The sequence below is a fragment of the Serratia quinivorans genome (assembly GCF_946227985.1).
Classification (GTDB): domain Bacteria; phylum Pseudomonadota; class Gammaproteobacteria; order Enterobacterales; family Enterobacteriaceae; genus Serratia; species Serratia quinivorans_A.
In genome coordinates, this window is the sequence record NZ_CAMKGL010000002.1 from 1 (window position 1) to 23,161 (window position 23,161).

Below are 23,161 nucleotides of genomic sequence, written 5' to 3' on the forward strand. Positions count from 1 at the left end.
CCGTCTGAATTTGCGGCGGCCTGGAGAAAGGGTAATTCTGATAGTGAAGGATCCGACATTACTAAGTGAGCGTTGTATCTAATCCTGGGGGCAGGTCACATATCACGTAAAAACCTATTTATTGTGTGGGATTGGGCGAGTATCATCCATGCTGAATATGGATGGTTGATCTTGTTGCATTTGTTACCCGTTGTCGGTTTTCAGTGGTGTGTTTTGTGCACTGGCCAGTCAGGCCCGCGTCGAATGCATGGTTGAAAGCGGAGAAGCTGGATCAAATTTTTGTTGTGTTTAAGGGCATTCACTGCGGGGCGTTACCGGTAGCTTCACCCGAAGTCATATCGATAACCGCATGTCGGAGTCTTCCTGCGAGGAGCAAGGAGTCAAGATGTTTGATATTGTCGAACTGTCGCGCTTACAGTTTGCTTTAACGGCGATGTACCACTTCTTATTTGTCCCATTAACGCTGGGTATGGCGTTCCTGTTGGCAATTATGGAAACGGTATATGTACTGTCAGGCAAGCAAATCTATAAAGATATGACCAAATTCTGGGGCAAGTTATTTGCAATTAACTTTGCCTTGGGTGTGGCCACCGGTTTGACCATGGAGTTCCAGTTCGGGACTAACTGGTCATATTTCTCCCACTACGTCGGTGATATTTTCGGGGCCCCGCTGGCCATCGAAGGTCTGATGGCGTTCTTCCTTGAATCGACGCTGGTCGGCCTGTTCTTCTTCGGCTGGGATCGTCTGGGCAAGGTGCAGCACATGGCCGTTACCTGGCTGGTGGCACTGGGCTCAAACTTCTCTGCGTTGTGGATCCTGGTCGCCAACGGTTGGATGCAAAACCCGATCGCTGCGGACTTCAATTTCGAAACCATGCGTATGGAGATGCTCAGCTTCTCCGAACTGGTTCTCAACCCGGTTGCGCAGGTGAAGTTTGTGCATACCGTGGCAGCCGGCTACACCTGCGGCGCGATGTTCGTTCTGGGTATCAGCTCTTACTACCTGTTGAAAGGCCGTGATCTCGCCTTCGCCAAACGCTCCTTCGCTATTGCCGCCAGCTTCGGTATGGCTGCCGTGCTGTCCGTTATCGTTCTGGGTGATGAATCCGGCTACGAAATGGGCGACGTGCAGAAAACCAAACTGGCCGCTATCGAAGCCGAGTGGGACACGCAACCGGCACCGGCTTCCTTTACCCTGTTCGGTATTCCGAATCAGGATAAAATGGAAAACTCCTACTCGATCCAAATCCCTTACGCGCTTGGCCTGATCGCTACCCGCTCAACAGATACCCAGGTCACCGGCCTGAAAGATCTGATGGCGCAGCATGAAGTGCGCATCCGCAACGGGATGAAAGCCTATGGGCTGCTGGAAGAGTTGCGCGGTGGCAATACCGACCCGGCGGTACGCACCGAGTTCAATAAAGCCAAGCAGGACCTGGGCTACGGCTTACTGCTGAAGCGTTATACCCAGAACGTCACCGACGCGACGGAAACGCAGATCCAGCAGGCAACCAAAGACTCGATCCCACGCGTAGCACCGCTGTACTTCGCCTTCCGTATCATGGTGGCCTGTGGCGTGCTGATGCTGTTGATCATCGGTCTGTCGTTCTGGAGCGTGATTCGCAACCGTGTTGGCCAGAGAAAATGGCTGCACCGTGCGGCGCTGTATGGTCTGCCGCTGCCTTGGATCGCGATCGAAGCCGGCTGGTTTGTGGCTGAATACGGTCGTCAGCCTTGGGCGATTGGTGAGGTGCTGCCGACTGCGGTCGCCAACTCTTCACTGACTGCAGGCGACATTCTGTTCTCGATGGGGCTGATTTGCGGCTTGTACACCCTGTTCCTGGTGGCTGAAATGTACCTGATGTTCAAATTTGCACGTCTGGGTCCAAGCAGCCTGAAAACTGGCCGCTACCACTTTGAACAACCGACTGCCGCCGTGCAGGAAGCGCGCTAAACAGGAGTCCACGTATGTTTGATTATGAAGTACTGCGATTTATCTGGTGGGTCCTGATTGGCGTACTGCTGATCGGTTTCGCCGTCACCGACGGTTTTGACATGGGGGTCGGCATCCTGGTGCGCATTATCGGTAAAACCGATAGCGAGCGCCGGGTGATGATCAACTCCATCGCGCCACACTGGGACGGTAACCAGGTGTGGTTGATCACTGCCGGTGGCGCACTGTTCGCTGCCTGGCCGATGGTCTATGCGGCGGCGTTCTCCGGTTTCTATGTTGCCATGATCCTGGTGCTGTCAGCCTTGTTCTTCCGCCCGGTCGGTTTTGACTACCGCTCGAAGCTGGAGAGCAGCCGCTGGCGCAACATGTGGGACTGGGGCATCTTTATCGGTAGCTTCGTGCCTGCGGTGGTATTCGGCGTGGCGTTCGGCAACCTGTTGCAGGGTGTGCCGTTCCACATGGATGAATACATGCGCCTGTTCTATACCGGCAATTTCTTCCAACTGCTCAATCCGTTTGGTCTGTTGGCGGGTGTGGTCAGCTTGACCATGCTGGTGACTCAGGGGGCAACTTACCTGCAGATGCGTACCAGCGGTGAAATTCACCTGCGTGCTCGCACTGCGGCGCAGATCTCCACGCTGGTGATGGCGGTGTTCTTCCTGTTGGGCGGTATCTGGCTGGTGAAAGGCATCGATGGTTATGTGATTACCTCGACGCTGAACACCATGGCAGAGTCTAACCCGATGCGTAAAGAAGTGGCTCATCAGGCCGGTGCCTGGTTAATCAACTTCAACAAGTATCCGCTGCTGTGGGCACTGCCTGCACTGGGCGTGGTGCTACCGCTGTTCACGGTACTGTTCTCGCGCTTGTCGAAAGACGCGCTGGCGTTCGTGACCTCGTCGCTGACCATTGCCTGTGTGATCCTGACCGCCGGGGTGACCATGTTCCCGTTCGTGATGCCGTCAAGCACCGTGCCTAACATCAGCCTGACTATGTGGGATGCCACCTCCAGCCTGTTGACGCTGCAAGTGATGACCGTTGTTGCGGCGATCTTCGTGCCTATCGTTCTGGCGTACACCAGTTGGTCGTACTACAAAATGTTCGGCCGTCTCGATAAGAACTTCATCGAGAACAACAAGCATTCGCTGTATTAAGGATAGGGAGCTAAACCATGTGGTATTTTGCCTGGATTCTCGGAACGCTTCTTGCCTGTGCCTTCGGCATCATCACGGCGCTGGCACTTGAGCACCACGAAGATTCAAAAGCACAGCAAGACGATAAGTGATGAGTTTGTCACTGACTGACAAGCTGTACGCTATCACCGACAAGGGCCCGGTCCGGGCCCTTTCACTGGTGCTGGCGTTGATTTTGGCGGGCTGTATTTTCTGGGATCCGACCCGCTTTGCGGCGAAGACCAGCTCGCTGGAGATTTGGGAAGGGCTGCTGCTTATTTGGGCAGTGTGTGCCGGGGTGGTTCATGGCGTCGGGTTCCGACCGCAACGCACCCTGTGGCGAGCTTTTTTTGCGCCACTTCCGGCAATTGTGATCCTGGCCGCAGGATTACTTTACGTTTCTTTATAATCTCCGCTATACCCCCAAGTTATGGGCCATCGCGGCCCATAATTATTTTCGTTCCCATCTTGTAACCCATTCCCAACCCGATCTGTCTTGCGTATAGTAGCACCGTTAAATTGCATTGCTGGGAAGTAGAGTGAGTAATACGTTGTTTCGATGGCCGGTTCGCGTTTACTACGAAGATACCGATGCCAGTGGTGTGGTCTATCACGCCCGCTATGTAGCTTTTTTTGAAAGAGCGCGCACCGAGATGCTGCGTCATCATAACTTTCATCAACAGCAGCTGCTCAGTGAAAATGTCGCCTTCGCTGTCCGGCGCATGACGGTTGATTATCTGCTTCCTGCTCGTCTTGACGACCAGCTTGAAGTCCAGAGTGAAATCACCTCAATGCGCGGGGCTTCTCTTACGTTTGCTCAACGCATTGTCAATTCTGACGGAACTCTTTTGAGTCAGGCCGACGTGTTGATTGCATGTATTGATCCACACCAAATGAAGCCGATAGCGCTTCCTAAGTCTATTGTCGCGGAGTTTAAGCAGTGAATGACATGAACATCCTAGATTTATTCTTGAAGGCCAGCCTGTTGGTTAAGCTTATCATGTTGATTTTGATATGCTTCTCAGTGGCTTCCTGGGCGATCATCATCCAGCGCACCCGCATCCTTAATGCGGCCACGCGTGACGCCGAAGCCTTCGAAGACAAATTCTGGTCCGGTATTGAGCTTTCCCGTTTGTATCAGGAAAGCCAGGCACGTCGCGATAGCCTGACCGGCTCAGAGCAAATTTTCCACTCTGGTTTCAAAGAGTTCGCTCGTTTGCACCGCGCTAATAACCATGCGCCGGAATCGGTGATCGAAGGTGCGTCACGTGCCATGCGTATCTCGATGAACCGCGAACTGGAAACGCTGGAAAACCACATTCCTTTCCTCGGCACCGTGGGTTCGATCAGTCCGTATATCGGCCTGTTCGGCACCGTGTGGGGGATTATGCACGCCTTTATCGCACTGGGTGCGGTGAAACAGGCCACGCTGCAAATGGTAGCACCGGGTATCGCCGAAGCACTGATCGCAACCGCCATCGGTCTGTTCGCCGCTATCCCGGCCGTTATGGCCTATAACCGCCTCAACCAGCGCGTCAACAAGCTTGAGCAGAATTACGACAACTTTATGGAAGAGTTCACCGCTATTCTGCATCGTCAGGCCTTCTCCAGCGACAGCAAATAAGTAGGAGGTAGCATGGCGAGAGTTCGTGGACGTAATCGGCGCGAGCTGAAGTCCGAAATTAACATAGTTCCGCTGCTCGACGTGTTGCTGGTGTTGTTGCTGATCTTTATGGCAACCGCACCGATCATCACCCAGAGCGTTGAGGTTGATCTGCCGGACGCCACCGATTCCAAAGCGGTTTCCAGCAGTGATAACCCGCCGGTGATCCTCGAGGTTTCCGGCGTGGGCCAATACACCATGGTGGTGGATCACGACCGTATGGAACTGTTGCCGCCGGAGCAGGTTGCAGCCGAAGCCAAGTCGCGTTTGGCGGCCAACCCCAAGACGGTCTTTTTGATCGGTGGGGCGAAGGAAGTTCCGTACGATGAGATTATCAAGGCATTGAATATTCTCCATCAGGCGGGCGTCACTTCCGTGGGGCTGATGACCCAGCCAATTTGACCCTAAGGTCAGTGGCAACCCGGTTCCTGCGCTGCGGTGCAGGAACCCCGTATAAGCAACACCAGTTTTTGGGAATCTATTTTGGTAAAGGCAACTGAGCAAAACGATAAGCTGAACCGCGCCGTTATTGTTTCGGTCGTTCTGCACTTTGTATTGATTGCCCTGCTGATTTGGGGATCGCTGCAAGAAAACGTCGAAATGAGTAGTGCCGGCGGTGGCGGCGAGGGTTCGGTCGTCGGTGCAGTGATGGTCGATCCCGGGGCAGTGGTGGAGCAGTACAACCGCCAGCAACAGCAGAGTAACGACGCGCAGCGTGCTGAAAAGCAGCGCCAGAAAAAAGCGGAGCAACAGGCCGAAGAACTTCAGCAGAAGCAGGCGGCGGAACAACAGCGCCTGAAAGAGCTGGAGAAAGAGCGTTTGACCGCGCAGGAAAAAGCGGCTCAGGACGCGAAAGAACAGGCTGAACAGCAAAAGCAGGCCGCAGAGCAGCAAAAGCAAGCGGCGGAGCAACAAAAGCAGGCAGCTGAACAGCAAAAAGTGGCCGAGAACGCCGCGGCGAAAGCCAAAGAACAACAGAAAGTAGCGGAGGCCGCTGCCGCCAAGGCCAAGGCCGAAGCGGATAAAGTCGCTAAAGCACAGGCAGACGCGCAGAAGAAAGCCGAGTCTGAAGCCAAGAAAGAAGCTGCCGCCGCGGCTACCGCCAAGAAACAGGCGGAAGAAGCGAAGAAAGCCGCTGCAGCTGAAGCTGCAGAGAAAAAAGCCGCTGCCGACGCCGAGAAGAAGGCTGCCGCAGAGGCTGAAAAGGCTGAGAAAAAAGCGGCTGCTGATGCCGAGAAGAAAGCGGCCGCAGAGGCGGAGAAAAAAGCCGCTGCTGCTGAAAAGGCCGCAGCCAAGAAAGCCGCAGATGCCAAGAAGAAAGCCGCTGCAGCCGCAGCTGAGCAGTCTTCGGACGTTAACAATTTATTTGGCGACCTGGCGGACGGCAAAAACGCGCCGAAAGGCGGCGGCAAGCAGAAGGGTGACGGTAAACCGGCCGGTCAGGGCAATGCCAAGACTGCGGGTGCCAGTGGTGCCGAGATCAACGGTTATCTGGGACAGATCACTTCGGCGATTCAAAGCAAGTTCTATGATGCAGATTTGTATAAAGGGCGTAAGTGCGACCTGCGAATCAAACTGGCACCGGATGGCCTGTTGATTGATGTTAAATCCGAAGGGGGCGATCCGGCACTCTGCCAGGCGGCAATAGCTGCTGCGAAGCAGGCGAGAATACCGAAACCGCCAAGTCAGGCAGTATATGAGGTGTTTAAGAATGCTCCCCTTACGTTTAAGCCACAATAATGGTTGTTTTAGCTGAGTCATATCGCAGGGATGTACTAAGGTAACCAACAGGGATTATGTAGTTTTATGTGAGTTGGTTTGTTAAAATTCTGCTAATTTATCGCAGGCATTCCGCCTGGATAAGGGAGATGAGATGAAGCAGGCATTTCGAGTAGCGCTAGGTTTTTTAATACTGTGGGCATCCGTTCTTCACGCGGAAGTTCGCATTGAAATCACCCAAGGGGTCGACTCTGCTCGCCCGATTGGCGTGGTGCCGTTTAAATGGGCGGGCCCAGGCACGCCTCCGGAAGATATTGGCAAGATTGTCGGCGCAGACCTGCGCAACAGCGGCAAATTCAACCCAATTGACGTGGCGCGTATGCCGCAGCAACCGACCACCGCATCTGAAGTGACGCCGGCGGCCTGGACTGCATTGGGCATTGACGCGGTCGTGGTCGGCCAGGTGCAACCTGGTGCAGACGGCGGCTACCTGATCTCTTATCAACTGGTGGACACTTCGGGCTCACCAGGCACCGTTCTGGCGCAGAACCAGTATAAAGTGACCAAACAATGGTTGCGTTATTCTGCTCACACCGCCAGTGACGAAGTGTTTGAGAAACTGACCGGTATCAAGGGCGCATTCCGTACCCGTATCGCATACGTAGTGCAGACCAACGGCGGGAAATTCCCGTATGAGCTGCGCGTGGCGGATTACGACGGCTACAACCAGTTTACGGTACATCGCTCACCAGAACCTCTGATGTCCCCGGCCTGGTCGCCGGACGGCAGCAAACTGGCGTACGTGACCTTTGAAAGCGGCCGTTCTGCGCTGGTGGTGCAGACCCTGGCTAACGGGGCTATCCGTCAGATCGCTTCGTTCCCGCGTCACAACGGGGCACCGGCGTTCTCACCGGACGGCAGCCGCCTGGCGTTTGCGCTGTCTAAAAGCGGTAGCCTGAACCTGTACGTGATGAATCTTGGCTCTGGCCAGATCACCCAAGTCACCGACGGGCGCAGCAACAATACCGAACCGACCTGGTTCCCGGATGGGCAGTCTCTGGCCTATACCTCCGATCAGGGCGGCAGACCACAGATTTATAAAGTCAGTGCCAGTGGCGGTGCGTCACAGCGTCTGACATGGGAAGGCTCTCAGAATCAGGATTCTGAAGTCAGCTCTGATGGTAAATTCCTGGTGATGGTGAGCTCTAACAGTGGTGCTCAGCATATCGCCAAACAAGATCTCGGATCGGGGGCGGTTCAAGTTTTGACCGGCACCTTCCTGGACGAAACGCCTAGTATTGCGCCAAATGGCACCATGGTGATCTATAGCTCCACGCAAGGTATGGGCTCCGTGCTGCAACTGGTATCGACTGATGGGCGTTTTAAAGCGCGTCTTCCGGCAACTGATGGACAGGTCAAATTCCCTGCCTGGTCGCCGTATCTGTGATGCATGTGTAAATATGTATGGCAAACTATAAAAGGATTAAAGAAATGCAACTGAACAAAGTGCTGAAAGGGCTTCTGCTGGCACTGCCAGTTCTGGCTGTAGCGGCTTGTAGTTCTAACAAAAGCGCAAACAACGACCAATCTGGTATGGGCGCTGGCGCTGGCACTGGTACAGAAAATGGCAGCAGCAACCTGTCTTCTGAAGAACAAGCTCGTCTGCAAATGCAAGAACTGCAGAAGAACAACATTGTTTACTTCGGCCTGGACAAGTATGACGTGAGCTCTGAGTTCGCTCAGATGCTGGACGCGCACGCTGCATTCCTGCGTAACAACCCGTCTTACAAAGTGACCGTAGAAGGCCACGCGGATGAACGCGGTACGCCGGAATACAACATTGCCCTGGGTGAGCGTCGTTCTAACTCAGTCAAAATGTACCTGCAAGGTAAAGGCGTTTCTGCTGACCAGATCTCTATCGTTTCTTACGGTAAAGAAAAACCAGCAGTACTGGGCCACGACGAAGCGGCTTATGCTAAAAACCGTCGTGCAGTTCTGGTTTACTAAGAGAATCGCATGAACAGTAACTTCAGACGTCACTTGTTGAGTCTGTCGTTACTGGTTGGCGTAGCGGTCCCATGGGCCGCTACTGCCCAAGCGCCAATCAGTAATGTCGGCTCCGGCTCGGTCGAAGACCGTGTCACCTCACTTGAGCGCATCAGCAATGCTCAGGGCCAGCTTTTAAACCAACTCCAGCAACAACTCTCTGACAACCAGCGCGATATTGACTCTCTCCGCGGGCAAATCCAGGAAAACCAATATCAACTGAATCAGGTTGTTGAACGCCAAAAGCAGATCTATCAGCAGATGGATAGCATCAGCCAGGGCGGCGCTCAGAGCTCCGCTGCTGCAGCGGGTGCCGCAGGTGGGGCAGCAGCGGCTGCGTCCGCCGACGGCGCTGACAGCGCCTCTGCGGGCGCTACGGCAGCAGCGCCGGCCAGTACGGGTGATGAAAACAGCGACTACAACGCCGCTGTTTCATTGGCGCTGGAAAAAAAACAGTATGACCAGGCTATCTCCGCTTTTCAGTCCTTCGTAAAACAGTACCCAAAATCGACTTACCAGCCCAACGCCAACTATTGGCTGGGCCAGTTGTTCTACAACAAGGGTAAGAAAGATGATGCGGCTTACTATTATGCGGTGGTGGTGAAGAATTACGCAAAATCACCTAAGGCACCGGACGCAATGTACAAGGTAGGTATCATCATGCAGGAAAAAGGGCAGGCTGATAAAGCCAAAGCCGTGTTCCAGCAGGTGATTAAACAATACCCAACCAGTGCTGCGGCCAAACAGGCGAAAAGTCGAGTAGCAGGTTAGTCAGTAAAAAAATGAGCCCAGAAGTTAGTCGATTTGACCGATTTCTGGGCTCATTCGTGTGAAGAACAAGCAGTTGAACCTGTTGTTTATAAATTTAGGTTGCGCTGCCAAGATAAATTAGTAATATATGCCGCCGTTGCCAAGACATCTTGCAAGATGTTAAAGCAGCAAGGAAATTGGGTCGTTAGCTCAGTTGGTAGAGCAGTTGACTTTTAATCAATTGGTCGCAGGTTCGAATCCCGCACGACCCACCAATTCCTGAAATAAGAAATGAAGTGAAATCGTAAGGGTGAGAACCGTAGAGGTTCGAGTCTCGCAAAGCGAGACAACATCACGAAGTGATGGCCCGAAGGGTGAGGCGCAAGCCGAATAATCCCGCACGACCCACCAGTTTCTGAAGTAGTAGCAGTAACCACACTAGTGGGTGATTAGCTCAGTTGGTAGAGCATCTCCTTTACACGGAGGGGGTCGGCGGTTCGAGCCCGTCATCACCCACCACTGCTGTGGGCCGTTAGCTCAGTTGGTAGAGCAGTTGACTTTTAATCAATTGGTCGCAGGTTCGAATCCCGCACGGCCCACCATTTCAGAATGGTTTTTCCGCAATACGAGCTTCGGTTTAGTATTGGTTGTTCAGCAGTAAACCACGTCAGTGGGCCGTTAGCTCAGTTGGTAGAGCAGTTGACTTTTAATCAATTGGTCGCAGGTTCGAATCCCGCACGGCCCACCATTATTGCAGCGAGTTCCTCTCCTGCTTACGCGGTTCAGCAGTATCCCCTCAGTGGGCCGTTAGCTCAGTTGGTAGAGCAGTTGACTTTTAATCAATTGGTCGCAGGTTCGAATCCCGCACGGCCCACCATTTCACAGAGTACCTCAGCACTTTCCCCAAACTTGAGCATCGTATAACTCACGAACCGTGTGGGTGAGAAGCTGCGTTCAGGTTCGAGCATCGCGCAGCGATACGACAACGCATAGCGTTGCCCGAAGGGTGAGGCCAAAGGCCGAATCAATCCCGCACGGTATCCCCAGTGGTTTTCCACAACGCCTTCAATCCGCTTTTCCCTCAAAATGCATTTTACTTTCTACAATCTTATCGCTTTCATTAAAAATTCAATCTATTAAACGATAAATACCCAACACTGAAAATATCAGCGGACTTTTCGCACAAACAAGGGTATTTTGTTTAGTATATAAAACGAAGGGGGGTTGCGATGGGGTGATACCCGGGCAGCAGACACCCAGCCTAGCACAGAGATTGCAGCGATGAGTGAAATGTTTGATGTTAATACGGCGGTGTACCCGTTCCCGCCCAAGCCGGTACCGCTGGAGGACGCGCAGAAGGCGTTTTACCGCGAGAAGATTAAAATCCTGCTCAAGCAGCGTAATGCGGTGATGGTAGCCCATTACTATACCGATCCCGAGATCCAGGCGCTGGCGGAAGAAACCGGTGGCTGTGTCGCGGACTCGCTGGAGATGGCGCGCTTTGGCAGCAATCATCCGGCTTCGACCCTGCTGGTTGCCGGGGTGCGTTTTATGGGGGAAACCGCCAAGATCCTCAGCCCGGAAAAACGGGTGCTGATGCCGACGCTGAACGCGGAGTGCTCGCTGGATCTCGGTTGCCCGGAAGAAGACTTCAATGCCTTTTGCGACAGTCACCCAGATCGGACCGTGGTGGTCTACGCTAATACCTCAGCGGCGGTAAAGGCTCGAGCGGACTGGGTGGTCACCTCCAGTATCGCCGTTGAACTGATTGAACATCTCGACAGTCTGGGTGAGAAAATCATCTGGGCGCCGGATCGCCATCTGGGTAGCTATGTGCAAAAGCAAACCGGTGCCGACATGCTGTGCTGGCAGGGCGCCTGTATCGTCCATGACGAGTTTAAAACCCAGGCCCTGATGCGGATGAAGGCCTTATACCCGAACGCGGCGATACTGGTGCATCCGGAGTCACCACAGGCGGTTGTCGATCTGGCCGATGCGGTAGGCTCAACCAGCCAATTGATTCAGGCGGCGAAAACCCTGCCTAATCCGCAACTGATTGTTGCCACCGATCGCGGTATTTTTTATAAGATGCAACAGGCCTGCCCGGACAAAGCGTTGTTTGAAGCGCCAACCGCCGGGGAAGGTGCCACCTGTCGTAGCTGCGCGCACTGCCCGTGGATGGCGATGAATGGCCTGAAGGCTATCGCGGATGGGCTGGAACAGGGTGGTGCACTGCATGAGATCCACGTTGATGCCGCGCTGCGTCAGAAGGCGCTGATCCCACTGAACCGGATGCTGGATTTCGCCGCTGAGTTAAGGGTGCAGGTTAAAGGGAACGCTTAACCGTTTAATAAGGATGATAAAATGAGCTTTTTCAGTACCAGCAATATCCTGGTGCATATCCCGCTGGGAGCGGGGGGCTACGATCTGTCATGGATTGAGGCTATCGGCACCCTGTTTGGCCTGCTGTGCATCTGGTATGCCAGCAAAGAGAAAATAATCAATTACCTGTTCGGCCTGATTAACGTCACGCTGTTTGCTGTAATTTTTTTCCAAATCCAGCTGTACGCCAGCCTGCTGTTGCAGCTGTTCTTTTTTGTCGCCAACATCTACGGCTGGTACGCCTGGAGCCGTCAGACTCAGGATAATCAGGCCGAGCTGAAGATACGTTGGCTGTCGCTGCCGAAGGCGCTGAGCTGGGCGACGGTGTGTGTTATCGGCATCGCCTTGATGACGTTCAACATTGACCGCGTGTTTGCCTGGCTGACGCAGGCAGCGGTGACGGTGATGCAGGGGCTTGGTTTGAGCGTGCAAATGCCGCAGCTGCAGCCGGATGCCTTCCCATTCTGGGATTCGGCCATGATGGTGTTGTCGATCGTGGCGATGATCCTGATGACGCGCAAGTACGTGGAAAACTGGTTGTTGTGGGTGGTGATTGACGTGATCAGCGTGGCGATATTCGCCTACCAGGGTGTCTATGCCATGGCACTGGAATACGTGATCCTGACGTTGATTGCGCTGAACGGCTCCTGGCTGTGGATCAAAAGCGCCGGCAACAATCAATCGCGGCCATTATCTTCTGCACCATAACAACGTTGGGGCGCCGAAATAAGGCGCCCCAACGGATTTTAGTGATGATGTCCCACATGTGAATGTGAGTGGTCACTCGGCTCGGGGGCCCGGTTAATCCCACAGTCGGGTGTATCACAGTGCTGATATTCCATCTGAATGGTCACGTGACCAATCCGGTAGTGCTCCAGCAGATAGGCCTGTATACGGCGCAGCAGGCCATCATGGTCGTGCGGCGGTATCACCTGCGCATGCAGCGTCATCAACTTCTGTTCACCAATCTGCCACACATGGACATGATGAATATTGCGCACTTCCGGAATATTCAGGCACAGGTCTTTTTGTAACTTGTTGATGTCCACCTCCTGCGGCGTGCCTTCCAGCAGTTCGTGGAAACTCTCTTTCAGCAGTCGCCAGGCGCTGCGTATCACCAGACAAGACACCAGCACTGACAATATCGGGTCAATCGGCGTCCAGCCAGTGGTCAGGATCACAATGGCGGCAGCGATGGCACCCACCGACCCCAGCAAATCCCCCAGCACATGCAATGCGGCTGCGCGCACATTGATATTCTTCTCTTCGCTGCCCCGGTGCAGTAGCCAGAAGGCGAACAGGTTAGCCAGCAGCCCCGCTATGGCGATAATCAGCATTGGCGCACCCATCACCGGCTGCGGCTCGAAGAAACGCCGTATCGCCTCCCACAGGATGAATACCACGATCACCAACAGCGCGGCGGCGTTGAGGAAGGCCGCCAGGGTGGTCAGACGCAGATAACCGAAGGTGTGGCGTGCGTTGGGCTTACGCTGTGAGAAGTGAACTGCCATCAAGGCCACCAGCAGTGCGGCGGCGTCGGTGAGCATATGGCCGGCATCCGCCAGCAGCGCCAGTGAACCTGAAATTAATCCGCCGGCCACTTCGGCGACCATAAAGACCGCAGTGACTAAAAAAGCGGTCAGTAGGCGTTTACTATTACTGTCTTTTGGCAGGTGTACGTGTGGGGCGTCCGACATTATTCTTCCTTATCCATAACAAAATACGACTCGTCAGTGCTGACCAGATTATCCAGTTCTATCAGTATCTGTTCCACTAACGTACTCAATTCAGTATAGGCGGCCTGAATGAATGTTCCTTCACGGCCGCGGTCCGCCAGTTGTTGGCACAGGTTGGCCGCTGCAGGCAGTTGCAACATCAGCAGGCTGCCTTTGATGCGATGCGCGGTTTGCGCCAGGGTTGGCCAGTCCTGGTTCTGTGCCGCCTGCTCAAGCCGTTGCTGGTCTTGCCGCAGCGTCGTCTGCAGCGTTGTTGCCAGACGCAGGAGCATCGGTCGCTCATTGCCGGCCATATCAACCAGGGTGCGCTGCAGGTCAGTAAGGACTAACTGCTGCTCTATAGCCTGAGGTTGCTGCGGTAGCGCCTGAGCTATTGCAGCCAGAGCAATTGGCTTGGTTAAAAAGCGATCTATCGCCACCAGGCCCGGTGGGATGCGGGTAAATTCCTGCACGTCGGCCGAGCAGAGAATGATCTGGCAGGCCGGGCGCTGATGGCGTTGTTCGTCGCGTCGTATCAACCTCGCCAGCGTCAGGCCGTCCGGGCGCGGCATATTGTAATCGATAAACAGCAGGTCAAACGGCTGCCGACGGTGGGCCTGCAACAGCTTATGGCCCTGCTCGAATAACGTCGGCTGCAGGCCGAAGTGGCGTAGTTGCCGCTCCATCAACAGCAGGTTGGTGGGGTGATCGTCAATCAGCGCCACGCGCAGGGTGGGCGACGGCAGAACGAGTGGTGTGTCGGCCTGCTGAGTCGTGGGATCGACAGCGACCTGGCTTACTGGCACGGACAGCGTCACCTGGGTGCCGATGCCGGGTTGTGATTGCAACGCAATTTGACCGCCCATTTGTTCGATAATCTCTTTACAGATAGACAGCCCCAACCCGGTTCCCTGAACGGATACGCGCTGTGCGCCGCGCGCGCGATAGAAAGGCTGGAACAGTTTATCTATCTCATCGGCGGCGATGCCACAGCCGCTGTCAGCCACCGTCAGCCACAGCTCCCCCTGCGGTGGGGCCTGCTCACGCCAACCGATATTCACCTGAATGGTGCCGCGCGGTGTGAACTTAATTGCATTGTTTATCAGGTTGTTAGCCACCTGAAGTAAACGCTCACCATCGATGAGGACTGCGGCAGGCAGGTTGTCGGCCGCACTGATGTTTAGCGTTACCGGGCGTTCACCGATCAGCGGTTGATACAGGGCATTGATGTGGGCTACCCAGGGTTGCAGCGCCACGCTCCTGGCTACCAGCGTCAACGAGCCGGTTTCCAGCCGCGCGTGATCTTGCAGGTCATTGAGCAGGTTAAGCAAAGACGACGCCGAACTGTAAATCACCGGCAAGCCCTCCGGCGTCGGCTGGCGTTTAAGCTCCAGTTCCAGCAGGCCGAGAATGGCGTGCATTGGCGTACGCAGTTCATGGCTGACGGTGGCCAAAAACTTGCTCTTCATCCGGTTCTCGGCTTCGGCATGCTGACGAGCCTGTTCGATGACCTCACGCTCACGCTTTTCCCGACGTTGCAGAACGAAGCGCCGCAGGGTGAGCCCCAGCAGCAGAAGGATTGCCGCCGCCAACAGCGCCAGCAGCCAGGTGGTTTGCGGTTGCATACGGTTTTCATTCACTGCGTCAATCAGGTTGCTGCGATCGACAATCCATTCATCACGCAGTGATTGCAGTGTTTCAGACGGGATTTGCATCAGATTTTTATCGAGAATAGCCAACAGCAGTGGCTGATCCTGCCGCACGCCGAATGCCACCGGATAGGCGATGTTATTGGCCGCGAACGCCAGCTTTATCGCACCGGAATAACGTGACAGTGCGACAAAGTTTGCCGAGATCACATTATCCACCAGCGCATCCAACTGACCGTTGGCCAGGGCGTCATACATGGCCTTGCTGTCGGCAAAACGGATCGGCTCTTGGTTGCCCGGTACCAGGCCTTGCGCCAGATCGCCCTGCAGCACGCCGATGCGTTTACCAGCCAAATCGCTCCAGGTGGAAATGCCGTTGGCCTGCTGACCGACATAAACCCCCCACAGTGAACGGTGGATCGGCATACTGGCGCTATAGCGAGCCTTGACGCCGCGAGCCAACGGCAGGGCTGTGCGGAAGCTCGCCTGCCCAGATTGCACCAGTTGGTCGGCCTGCTCGGCGTTACGTGCCCAAAGTGGCATAAAGCGTAATCCGGTGTTCTGCGCGACGATATTCAGAATATCGATCGCGTAGCCGCGCGCCTGTCCGCCAGAACCCCGGTAGGCGAACGGAAAATTATTCTCGATGGCGGCGTAATAAACGGTGGGATGGGTCGCCACCCAATGTTTTTCCATCTGGGTCAGATCGGCATTGCCGGTATCGAGATAGCTGGGGATTTTCTTGCTCCAGCGGCTCTGAATGGCGTTCATAAACTCCATCGGGGTATCGGCGATGGCCAGGTTGAGCGTCTCGATCAGCGTCGGGTTGGCGGAGGCAAATACGAATGACAGATTCCCGAGGTTAACGGTACTTTCAATCTGATAAAGCTGGCCGAGCTGTAACTGGTCAATAATAAAACTGGCGCTGGCTTCGTCGGCAATAAAGTAGTCGCTGCTGCCGTTGAGCAGGGCATACACCGCCTGCAGGTTATTGTTGTAACGCTGCACATGAGAGGACACCGCCTGCAACGCATGACCGGCCTGCATATCGGTCAGGGTGCTGATCGCCACCCGGGCATTGCTGGAGTTGAGCATCACCTGACGGTCATTGCTGCGATCCCGCAGCACACGCAGATTACTGACGTAATAAGGCTGTGAAATCTTCAGGCCGTGCAGCGCTTCATTTTGCGGAATGCCATACACCAGATCGATAGTTCCGTCATGCAGCGCCTGTTCAAGCTGCGCCAGATTAGCAAAGCCGTAAATCTGAAAGTGAATGCCGGTAACCTGCTGAACATAACCGAGATAGTCGGCGTTCAAACCGTACAAATCGTCATCCACGATGATGTTATAGGGGCTGGTATTTTCACTGATGATGCCGACACGCAAGGTGGCATCGCGCCAGGGGTTTTTCTCACTGACGATCAGCATATCGAGCGGGATATTCAGGTTGCTGACCAACTGATAACGTACCGGCTGCGCCGCCTGTGCGACGTTGCCGAGGCTCAGCAGCAGGGTTAACAGCAACAGCACCCCACGGGTCATGGCGTCAGCTCTTTAAATACCGCCACCAGTTCCAGCAGGTTACTGGCACCAGTCTTGCGCAAAATATTCTTTTTGTGGGTGCTGACGGTTTTGTTGCTGATGCTCAGCATTTCGGCAATTTGCAGATTGGACAGCCCTTTGCTGAGCAGCCCGAGAACCTGCAGTTCTTTTGGCGTCAGCAGCGAACCCTCTGCCGGCTGGGTGTCTTCCGCCATCGCAACGACAGGAAAGCACAACTCGCCGCCCAGCACGGTGTCAATTGCCAGCACCAGTTGTTCCAGTCGGCAGCCCTTATGGACAAAGCCGTTGGCGCCGGCCACATAGGCCATACGGGCATAAATCTCTTCTTCCTGGGCGGTATAAATCAGGATCGACTGCTGCGGGTAATGACGACGAATTTTTTTCAGCAGCTGCAGGCCGTCTACCTGCGGCAGGCCGATATCGAGGATCACCAGTGCAAAGTCGGCTGCGGCCAACCGGGCCAACGCCTGTACGTCATCCTGGACCGCCTGCAGGCGATAGGGACGGGAAGACTTGATTAGCGCCGCTTCCAGTGCGACATGAACCACCGGGTGGTCATCAACTAATAACAAAGAGGGCATGGCTTGGCTCGAGTAACGGATCCTGGCCGTAAGCATAACTAAAAAGGAGCCACTGTGCTCTGCTGATGAAACAGCACAATCTACTGTTAATCCGGACGTTCATTCTGCAGGCGGCAAAGGTGATTTACAGCGTTATCCTCACAGGCTAAATTGGTCAGATCTACTCTCTGCGAAATAACGCCTCTCGATACCGAATGGAAAAGTGATGAATTACCTAAATGACGATTTACGTATTAAAGAAATTAAGGAACTCCTGCCACCGGTGGCCCTGTTAGAAAAGTTTCCGGCCACTGAACGCGCAGCAGAGACGGTGTCACAGGCACGCAATGCCATTCATCAGATCCTTCGCGGCAGCGACGATCGCCTGCTGGTGGTGATCGGCCCTTGCTCGATCCACGATACCAAAGCCGCCAAAGAGTACGCTGGTCGTTTACTGGCGTTGCGTCAGGAACTGAGCGGCGAGCTGGAAGTAGTAATGCGCGTTTATTTTGAAAAACCACGCACTACCGTAGGCTGGAAAGGTTTGATTAACGATCCGCAGATGGATAATAGCTTCCAGATCAACGACGGCCTGCGTTTGGCGCGTAAGCTGTTGCTGGATATCAATGATTCTGGCCTGCCGGCTGCCGGCGAATTCCTCGACATGATCACCCCGCAGTATCTGGCGGATCTGATGAGCTGGGGCGCGATCGGCGCACGAACTACCGAATCCCAGGTGCACCGTGAGCTGTCTTCCGGCCTGTCTTGCCCGGTTGGCTTCAAAAACGGTACCGATGGCACCATCAAGGTGGCGATTGACGCCATCAACGCCGCCAGCGCGCCGCACTGTTTCCTGTCGGTAACCAAATGGGGCCACTCGGCTATTGTTAACACCAGCGGTAACGGCGACTGTCACATCATTCTGCGCGGCGGCAAAGAGCCGAACTACAGTGCGGCACACGTCAAAGAAGTCAAAGAGGGCCTGGTCAAAGCGGGTCTGCCTGCACAGGTGATGATCGATTTTAGTCACGCCAACAGCAGCAAGCAGTTCAAAAAGCAGCTGGAAGTGAACGCAGACGTCTGCCAACAGATTGCCGGCGGTGAAAAGGCGATTATGGGCGTGATGATCGAAAGCCATCTGGTGGAAGGCAACCAGAACCTGGAAAGCGGCGATCCGCTGGTCTATGGCAAGAGCGTCACCGACGCCTGCATCGGCTGGGAAGACACTGAAACCGTGCTGCGCGAGTTGGCTGCGGCGGTTAAGGCGCGTCGCGCCTGATAAAACAGGGCTCAGCTTGCGGAATATCCGAGGAGTCGAGTCTATAAGCCTCCTGTTTTGCAAGACGAATTTTGAGGGACAGGCGGTTTTGCTTAAATAGACTCAATATCTGTCGGGCAGTGCTTCCTGTGCCCGTTAAAAGCCGTTTTCATAATCAATACGTGAATACGCTGTTTCCGCCCAGCGGAATATAATTCTTAATGATAAACAGCGTATGCGTTAGCCTACGGTTAATTGATAAGCTCGGTGGCGCTAACTTAACTGTCACCCCTGTACTTCTGCGGTTTCCTATTAACGAATTACCGAAAGGAGGACAGGGGGGAGTGCGTGATAGCCATCGGGATATTTGTCTATGAATGCATGGCTGGTGCAAGTCGGGAGTGAAGGGAATCTTCCCGTCTTCACGCCGAGAGGATAAAAGACTTATTTATGATGAATTTTTATAATATCCCCGTTTTCTTCTAAGCGATAGTTGCCCCCATCGTACACGATAAATAATGTATTCCCGTATTTAATACGCTTAATAGATAATAGAAGGTTTTTATCAATGCAATTCTTATTGGTTTTCATATCATCAAAGCATCGACGATCGTGCTTTCCCTCCTCTTTATAGCCTTCACCGAAATCCCAAAAATTCACGGTAAAACTACCATAAGGTGCAGGGTTAGGGATGTTATAGTTTTCTTTTAATATATCCTTGTTTTTAATCCACCATGATATTTTTCCTTTATCCGTTAAAGGAAAATTCCGCACTAAAACATGGGAGGAATTCTCATCTTTATGAACCGAAACGATCTTTACTGGGCGAAATGTCAGCCAGATTAGATACCATATCAACGAGCATCCAACCAGCCATAGACCAAAGTGTATTTTCTTAATTTCTGCTTTCATTTCGTCCTCCGGTAATTTCTACAGTGGCTTCCATATTGGTCATAAAGGGTTTAAAACCAAACTGACGGTATCGCTGGAGTACAAACCAGATACGGAAAAAACGGAGCCGGTTAAATTTAGATTTTGAAATATCGTTACCGTCCTTTTCTTGTCCTTATCACGGGAACCATGCGCCAGTGATTGTGGCTGGCTGAACGGGGTGATTTTCGTCAAGGTGAACGGATTAACCCTGGCAGAGATGTCGGCCAGATTAAATGTATTTTTTAACTGTGATTCGCTTAAATCACCGCAGCGCATATCCTCCGCGCCATAGTCGTCCATTCGTTTTTGGGGTTTGAATATAGTGCAGGGAAACTGTAATGTTGGCATGGTGATACATTCCTTGTGTCGTCGTCCATTGCGGCCCTTATCCATGGATAATATATCGTGACCGACTGCGGTGTAAATGTTGAACAACTCTCCCTATCGGTTTACCGAAAGGGGACTAGGCGCTAAGGTATTGCCATTTTCTCTCTCCCTTAGGGTGGCCCTCTTGATACTTGGCTATGGGCGTATGGATAACTGACTCAAGCCGGAAGTTGGACTGACTCCATAAAGTGGGACAGTTCATGTTAAGTGGCTGGAGTTAAGGGCATTTTCTTGTAGATATTACATGAGTAAAGTAAGTCTTCATTCGTATTTTGTTTTTACCAGTTTACCATTTTTCTTCATGTGATAAATTCCATTGTAAACGCTAAATAATATATCGTTATTTCTGTCATTCTCAACGGAGAAAACCTTTTTTTTATCTATGCAATTTTTTGATGTGTTCATATCATCGAAACATCGTCTGTCATACTTACCTTCTTCTTTATAACCTTCACCGAAGTCCCAAAAGGTGATAGTGAAGTACCTATTTGACGCAGTCTCAGGGATTTGATATTTATCTTTCAATATATCTTTATTGTTTAGCCACCAGTTTATCTTTCCTTTGTCGGTAAAAGGGAAGTTTTTAACTAAAACCGAACTAAATTCCCCATCCTTATGGACAGCCACAATTTCTACAGGACGCAGTGACAACCAGAGGACGTAACCGAGCAATGCGCAGACAATCAGGAATAGTGTACAAAGCGTTTTAACTTTCATTGCGTGCTCCGGTAATCTCTATAGTGGCTTCCATATTAGTCATAAAGGGTTTAAAACCAAACTGATGGTATCGCTGAAGCATAAACCAGATGCGGAAAAAACGGAGCCGGTTAAATTTAGAATTTGAAATATCATCACCGTCCAGACCGAAGTGATCCTGTACCTTGTAATGCACAACCGCACGATAGCGGTCATTATCAATCTGTAGTGATTTTATGGTGATATGTGTTGCCCAAGTGTCATGGACAGTAATTCCCATGCCGTTAAAATTATCCTGGAATCTGTCAAATTTAGGTAATCTTCCATCAAGAATGGTTTTCCTTAGTACATCTTTTTCTTCTGCTGGATAATCTTTATTATCCCAATCTATATATTTATTAAATTCTTTCTTTAAACGCAAACGCGTACTATTAAATGTACGGTCATTAAGAATGTGCTCCTTCAAAGCCGCATCCAGATGCGTACTGGTGAAGGGCAAACCCTTGCCATTCTGCATATGGGTGATCATCTTTTCGATTAGCGGCTTGTAGGGACCATATACGGAGAAAGGCTGCGAGAGGTGACGGAATTCATCAAACAGAATGTTGGCGCATGCCTCACGGGTAATTTTCTCGTCCTCACCACGGGAACCATGCGCCAGTGATTGTGGCTGACTGAACGGGGTGATTTTCGTCAAGGTGAACGGATTAACCCTGGCAGAGATGTCGGCCAGATTAAATGTATTTTTTAACTGTGATTCGCTTAAATCACCGCAGCGCATATCCTCCGCGCGATAGTCGTCCATTCGTTTTTGGGTTTTGAATATAGTACAGGGAAACTCTAGTGCTGACATGGTGATACATTCCTTGTGTCGTCGTCCATTGCGGCCATTATCCATGGATGATATATCGTGACCGACTGCGGTGTAAATGTTGAGCAACTCTCCCTGTCGGCTTACCGAAAGCAGGGCAGGCTGTGCCATTTTTCTCTCCGTTGGGGTAGCACCTGGCGTAAACGGGAAAAATGAGAATTCTCTTACTGTCTCTATACGATAAAGCAAATTTTATTTGTGTTGTATTTTTACTATCTCACCATTGTGGTCTAAACGATAATCGCTGCCATCATATACAACAAAGGTAGTACCCATATTTTTACTATGGTCTACAGAGAAAATTGCATTTTTATCAATGCAATTTTTCTGTGTTTTCATATCCTCAAAACATAACCTGTCATACTTACCCTCTTCCTGATATCCGTCACCAAAGTCCCAAAATATTACTGTGTAAAAACCATCCGAATCAGGCTTGGGTATGTTATATTTCTCTTTCAATATCTCTTTATTTTTTAGCCACCAATTTACCTTCCTTTTATCGGTAAAAGGAAAATTTTTCACTAAAACATCACTAAAGTTATTTTTTTCATGGACGGAAATTATATCTACAGGGCGCAGTGACAACCAGAGGACGTAACCGATCAGGGTACAGCCAATCAGGAATAGTGCACAGAAAGTTTTCTTACTTTTTATTTTCATTTTGTCCCTAGGTAATTTCTATAGTGGCTTCCATATTTATCATGCTTGGCTATGTTGGCATTACAGGAGTGAAGGCAGTTTTCCTGCCTTCACTCCTGGAGGATAATAGAATTATTTACTATAAGTTTTTTTAATATTTCCATTTTCATTCATACGATATATTCCATCATGTACGGTAAAAAATGTATCATTTTTTTTGTTATTCTCAACTGAGAATATTCGATTTTTATCAATGCAGTTAAATTTTGTTTTCATATCATCAAAACATCGTCTGTCATACTTTCCTTCTTCTTTATAACCCTCGCCAAAGTCCCAAAATACTATAGTGAATAAACCATAAGGTGCTGCTTTTGGTATGTTATACATGGTTTTTAATCTATCTTTATTTTCCATCCACCAGTTTATTTTACCTTTATCAGTGAAAGGGAAATTTGTTACCAACACATCACTGTAATTGTTTCTCTGATGGATGTCTACTATTTCAACTGTGCGATTAGATAACCAGATAAAATAAAGAATTAGAACGAAACCGGTCAGAATCAGTACATAGATATTTTTATTGGTTTTTGTTTTCATTTCGTCCTCTGGTAATTTCTACAGTGGCTTCCATATTGGTCATAAAGGGTTTAAAACCAAACTGACGGTATCGCTGGAGTACAAACCAGATACGGAAAAAACGGAGCCGGTTAAATTTAGAATTTGAAATGTCGTCACCGTCCAGGCCGAAGTGATCCTGTACCTTGTAGTGCACAATCGCACGATAGCGGTTATTATCAATCTGTAGTGACTTTATGGTGATATGAGTTGCCCAAGTATCGTGAACAGTGATGCCCATGCCGTTAAAATTATCCTGTAACCTATCAAATTTAGGTAACTTTCCTCCAAGGATAGCATCGTTTAGTTCACTTTTATTTTCTATTGGATAACATTTATTCTCCCAGTCTATATTTTTACTTAAAGATTCCCCCAATAATAAGCGTGAGCTATTATCTGGCGATCTGTCACTCAAAACATGCTCCTTCAAAGCCGCATCCAGATGCGTACTGGTGAAAGGCGAACCCTTGCCATTCTGCATATGGGTGATCATCTTTTCGATCAGCGGCTTGTAGGGACCATATACGGAGAAAGGCTGCGAGAGGTGACGGAATTCATCAAACAGAATGTTGGCGCATGCCTCACG

23 protein-coding genes, 5 tRNA genes, 2 other RNA genes and 2 pseudogenes are annotated in these 23,161 nt (G+C 51.7%); 21 read left to right on the top strand and 11 right to left on the bottom strand.

Going from position 1 to position 23,161, the window contains the following annotated elements; translation table 11 throughout:
- Positions 1-385 precede the first annotated feature (385 nt).
- The 20 genes from cydA to pnuC all read left to right on the top strand — a co-directional run bounded on the left by cydA (position 386) and on the right by pnuC (position 12,394).
- Positions 386-1,954, top strand: coding sequence for a cytochrome ubiquinol oxidase subunit I (gene cydA / locus OCH02_RS08505; RefSeq protein WP_261430831.1), 1,569 nt, complete (start codon positions 386-388; stop codon positions 1,952-1,954).
- Positions 1,955-1,968: 14 nt separating this feature from the next.
- Positions 1,969-3,108: a cytochrome d ubiquinol oxidase subunit II gene (cydB, locus tag OCH02_RS08510; protein ID WP_261430833.1), complete on the top strand. Its 1,140-nt coding sequence runs from the start codon at positions 1,969-1,971 to the stop codon at positions 3,106-3,108.
- 17 nt (positions 3,109-3,125) lie between these two features.
- Positions 3,126-3,239 carry a cytochrome bd-I oxidase subunit CydX gene (cydX, locus tag OCH02_RS08515; RefSeq protein ID WP_012005708.1) on the top strand — a complete coding sequence of 38 codons (114 nt, stop codon included), beginning with the start codon at positions 3,126-3,128 and terminating at the stop codon, positions 3,237-3,239.
- The gene (gene ybgE / locus OCH02_RS08520; RefSeq protein ID WP_012005709.1) at positions 3,239-3,535 is read left to right on the top strand and encodes a cyd operon protein YbgE; all 297 of its coding nucleotides are present in this window, start codon (positions 3,239-3,241) and stop codon (positions 3,533-3,535) included. Before cydX ends, ybgE begins: the two co-directional genes overlap by 1 nt.
- 130 nt (positions 3,536-3,665) lie before the next feature.
- Positions 3,666-4,070 (top strand): tol-pal system-associated acyl-CoA thioesterase, encoded by a 405-nt coding sequence (ybgC, locus tag OCH02_RS08525; protein ID WP_012005710.1) that lies wholly within the window; start codon positions 3,666-3,668, stop codon positions 4,068-4,070.
- Positions 4,067-4,750, top strand: coding sequence for a Tol-Pal system protein TolQ (gene tolQ / locus OCH02_RS08530; protein ID WP_135315564.1), 684 nt, complete (start codon positions 4,067-4,069; stop codon positions 4,748-4,750). Before ybgC ends, tolQ begins: the two co-directional genes overlap by 4 nt.
- A gap of 12 nt (positions 4,751-4,762) precedes the next feature.
- Positions 4,763-5,191: a colicin uptake protein TolR gene (gene tolR, locus OCH02_RS08535; RefSeq protein ID WP_012005711.1), complete on the top strand. Its 429-nt coding sequence runs from the start codon at positions 4,763-4,765 to the stop codon at positions 5,189-5,191.
- A gap of 81 nt (positions 5,192-5,272) precedes the next feature.
- A complete protein-coding gene (gene tolA / locus OCH02_RS08540; RefSeq protein ID WP_261430835.1) occupies positions 5,273-6,529 on the top strand; it encodes a cell envelope integrity protein TolA in 1,257 nt (418 codons plus the stop codon).
- Between the two features lie 133 nt (positions 6,530-6,662).
- Positions 6,663-7,955 carry a Tol-Pal system beta propeller repeat protein TolB gene (tolB, locus tag OCH02_RS08545; protein WP_261430836.1) on the top strand — a complete coding sequence of 431 codons (1,293 nt, stop codon included), beginning with the start codon at positions 6,663-6,665 and terminating at the stop codon, positions 7,953-7,955.
- 44 nt (positions 7,956-7,999) lie between these two features.
- Entirely contained in the window at positions 8,000-8,515 is a 516-nt protein-coding gene (pal, locus tag OCH02_RS08550; RefSeq protein WP_012005714.1) for a peptidoglycan-associated lipoprotein Pal, read from the top strand.
- A gap of 9 nt (positions 8,516-8,524) precedes the next feature.
- Complete coding sequence (cpoB, locus tag OCH02_RS08555; protein WP_261430837.1) at positions 8,525-9,325, top strand: cell division protein CpoB; 801 nt, start codon at positions 8,525-8,527, stop codon at positions 9,323-9,325.
- A gap of 178 nt (positions 9,326-9,503) precedes the next feature.
- A tRNA-Lys gene (locus OCH02_RS08560) sits at positions 9,504-9,579 on the top strand.
- Between the two features lie 15 nt (positions 9,580-9,594).
- Positions 9,595-9,715: non-coding RNA, RtT sRNA (locus OCH02_RS08565), on the top strand.
- 32 nt (positions 9,716-9,747) lie between these two features.
- Positions 9,748-9,823 (top strand) — tRNA-Val (locus OCH02_RS08570).
- A gap of 7 nt (positions 9,824-9,830) precedes the next feature.
- Positions 9,831-9,906 (top strand) — tRNA-Lys (locus OCH02_RS08575).
- A gap of 70 nt (positions 9,907-9,976) precedes the next feature.
- Positions 9,977-10,052, top strand: a tRNA-Lys gene (locus OCH02_RS08580).
- A gap of 53 nt (positions 10,053-10,105) precedes the next feature.
- A tRNA-Lys gene (locus OCH02_RS08585) sits at positions 10,106-10,181 on the top strand.
- Positions 10,182-10,224: 43 nt separating this feature from the next.
- Positions 10,225-10,349, top strand: a non-coding RNA gene (locus tag OCH02_RS08590) — RtT sRNA.
- 236 nt (positions 10,350-10,585) lie between these two features.
- Positions 10,586-11,647, top strand: coding sequence for a quinolinate synthase NadA (gene nadA, locus OCH02_RS08595; RefSeq protein WP_261430838.1), 1,062 nt, complete (start codon positions 10,586-10,588; stop codon positions 11,645-11,647).
- 21 nt (positions 11,648-11,668) lie between these two features.
- The gene (gene pnuC / locus OCH02_RS08600) at positions 11,669-12,394 is read left to right on the top strand and encodes a nicotinamide riboside transporter PnuC (RefSeq protein WP_261430839.1); all 726 of its coding nucleotides are present in this window, start codon (positions 11,669-11,671) and stop codon (positions 12,392-12,394) included.
- A gap of 38 nt (positions 12,395-12,432) precedes the next feature.
- Here pnuC and zitB read toward each other — a convergent pair whose 3' ends face one another.
- From zitB to OCH02_RS08615, 3 genes are read right to left on the bottom strand one after another with little or no spacing between them, the layout of a single operon-like run.
- Positions 12,433-13,383, bottom strand: a complete 951-nt coding sequence (gene zitB, locus OCH02_RS08605) for a CDF family zinc transporter ZitB (protein ID WP_261430840.1) — start codon at positions 13,381-13,383, stop codon at positions 12,433-12,435.
- On the bottom strand, positions 13,383-16,595 hold the full coding sequence (locus OCH02_RS08610; RefSeq protein WP_261430841.1) for an ATP-binding protein: 3,213 nt from the start codon (positions 16,593-16,595) through the stop codon (positions 13,383-13,385). The genes zitB and OCH02_RS08610 overlap by 1 nt, the downstream gene beginning before the upstream one ends.
- A complete protein-coding gene (locus OCH02_RS08615) occupies positions 16,592-17,197 on the bottom strand; it encodes a response regulator (RefSeq protein WP_261430843.1) in 606 nt (201 codons plus the stop codon). Before OCH02_RS08615 ends, OCH02_RS08610 begins: the two co-directional genes overlap by 4 nt.
- A gap of 205 nt (positions 17,198-17,402) precedes the next feature.
- Between OCH02_RS08615 and aroG the strand changes: the two genes are divergently transcribed.
- A complete protein-coding gene (aroG, locus tag OCH02_RS08620; protein WP_261430844.1) occupies positions 17,403-18,455 on the top strand; it encodes a 3-deoxy-7-phosphoheptulonate synthase AroG in 1,053 nt (350 codons plus the stop codon).
- Positions 18,456-18,878: 423 nt separating this feature from the next.
- Here aroG and OCH02_RS08625 read toward each other — a convergent pair whose 3' ends face one another.
- From OCH02_RS08625 to OCH02_RS08655, 8 genes and pseudogenes are all read right to left on the bottom strand, one after another.
- On the bottom strand, positions 18,879-19,346 hold the full coding sequence (locus tag OCH02_RS08625) for a DUF943 family protein (protein ID WP_261430845.1): 468 nt from the start codon (positions 19,344-19,346) through the stop codon (positions 18,879-18,881).
- A pseudogene (locus OCH02_RS25475) lies at positions 19,330-19,488 on the bottom strand (DUF3289 family protein); the annotation flags it as partial. The gene OCH02_RS08625 and the pseudogene OCH02_RS25475, both read right to left, overlap by 17 nt.
- Positions 19,482-19,760: pseudogene (locus tag OCH02_RS25480) on the bottom strand (DUF3289 family protein); the annotation flags it as partial. The pseudogenes OCH02_RS25480 and OCH02_RS25475, both read right to left, overlap by 7 nt.
- Before the next feature lie 255 nt (positions 19,761-20,015).
- Positions 20,016-20,471, bottom strand: coding sequence for a DUF943 family protein (locus OCH02_RS08635; protein ID WP_261430846.1), 456 nt, complete (start codon positions 20,469-20,471; stop codon positions 20,016-20,018).
- The gene (locus OCH02_RS08640) at positions 20,461-21,303 is read right to left on the bottom strand and encodes a DUF3289 family protein (protein WP_261431339.1); all 843 of its coding nucleotides are present in this window, start codon (positions 21,301-21,303) and stop codon (positions 20,461-20,463) included. The genes OCH02_RS08635 and OCH02_RS08640 overlap by 11 nt, the downstream gene beginning before the upstream one ends.
- Positions 21,304-21,513: 210 nt before the next feature.
- Complete coding sequence (locus OCH02_RS08645; RefSeq protein WP_261430847.1) at positions 21,514-21,981, bottom strand: DUF943 family protein; 468 nt, start codon at positions 21,979-21,981, stop codon at positions 21,514-21,516.
- A 111-nt stretch (positions 21,982-22,092) separates the two neighbouring features.
- Positions 22,093-22,557, bottom strand: coding sequence for a DUF943 family protein (locus tag OCH02_RS08650; RefSeq protein WP_261430848.1), 465 nt, complete (start codon positions 22,555-22,557; stop codon positions 22,093-22,095).
- A partial coding sequence (locus OCH02_RS08655) for a DUF3289 family protein (protein ID WP_261430849.1) occupies positions 22,538-23,161 on the bottom strand: 624 nt, incomplete at its 5' end. The genes OCH02_RS08650 and OCH02_RS08655, both read right to left, overlap by 20 nt.

Excerpts from the sequence above, each read along its gene's own strand:
- cydA (WP_261430831.1), top strand. The coding sequence starts at position 386 with ATGTTTGATATTGTCGAACTGTCGCGCTTACAGTTTGCTTTAACGGCG.
- cydB (WP_261430833.1), top strand. The coding sequence starts at position 1,969 with ATGTTTGATTATGAAGTACTGCGATTTATCTGGTGGGTCCTGATTGGC.
- cydX (WP_012005708.1), top strand. The coding sequence starts at position 3,126 with ATGTGGTATTTTGCCTGGATTCTCGGAACGCTTCTTGCCTGTGCCTTC.
- ybgE (WP_012005709.1), top strand. The coding sequence starts at position 3,239 with ATGAGTTTGTCACTGACTGACAAGCTGTACGCTATCACCGACAAGGGC.
- tolR (WP_012005711.1), top strand. The coding sequence starts at position 4,763 with ATGGCGAGAGTTCGTGGACGTAATCGGCGCGAGCTGAAGTCCGAAATT.
- tolB (WP_261430836.1), top strand. The coding sequence starts at position 6,663 with ATGAAGCAGGCATTTCGAGTAGCGCTAGGTTTTTTAATACTGTGGGCA.
- pal (WP_012005714.1), top strand. The coding sequence starts at position 8,000 with ATGCAACTGAACAAAGTGCTGAAAGGGCTTCTGCTGGCACTGCCAGTT.
- cpoB (WP_261430837.1), top strand. The coding sequence starts at position 8,525 with ATGAACAGTAACTTCAGACGTCACTTGTTGAGTCTGTCGTTACTGGTT.
- nadA (WP_261430838.1), top strand. The coding sequence starts at position 10,586 with ATGAGTGAAATGTTTGATGTTAATACGGCGGTGTACCCGTTCCCGCCC.
- pnuC (WP_261430839.1), top strand. The coding sequence starts at position 11,669 with ATGAGCTTTTTCAGTACCAGCAATATCCTGGTGCATATCCCGCTGGGA.
- zitB (WP_261430840.1), bottom strand. The coding sequence starts at position 13,383 with ATGTCGGACGCCCCACACGTACACCTGCCAAAAGACAGTAATAGTAAA.
- OCH02_RS08610 (WP_261430841.1), bottom strand. The coding sequence starts at position 16,595 with ATGACCCGTGGGGTGCTGTTGCTGTTAACCCTGCTGCTGAGCCTCGGC.
- OCH02_RS08615 (WP_261430843.1), bottom strand. The coding sequence starts at position 17,197 with ATGCCCTCTTTGTTATTAGTTGATGACCACCCGGTGGTTCATGTCGCA.
- aroG (WP_261430844.1), top strand. The coding sequence starts at position 17,403 with ATGAATTACCTAAATGACGATTTACGTATTAAAGAAATTAAGGAACTC.
- OCH02_RS08625 (WP_261430845.1), bottom strand. The coding sequence starts at position 19,346 with ATGAAAGCAGAAATTAAGAAAATACACTTTGGTCTATGGCTGGTTGGA.
- OCH02_RS08635 (WP_261430846.1), bottom strand. The coding sequence starts at position 20,471 with ATGAAAGTTAAAACGCTTTGTACACTATTCCTGATTGTCTGCGCATTG.
- OCH02_RS08640 (WP_261431339.1), bottom strand. The coding sequence starts at position 21,303 with ATGTCAGCACTAGAGTTTCCCTGTACTATATTCAAAACCCAAAAACGA.
- OCH02_RS08645 (WP_261430847.1), bottom strand. The coding sequence starts at position 21,981 with ATGAAAATAAAAAGTAAGAAAACTTTCTGTGCACTATTCCTGATTGGC.
- OCH02_RS08650 (WP_261430848.1), bottom strand. The coding sequence starts at position 22,557 with ATGAAAACAAAAACCAATAAAAATATCTATGTACTGATTCTGACCGGT.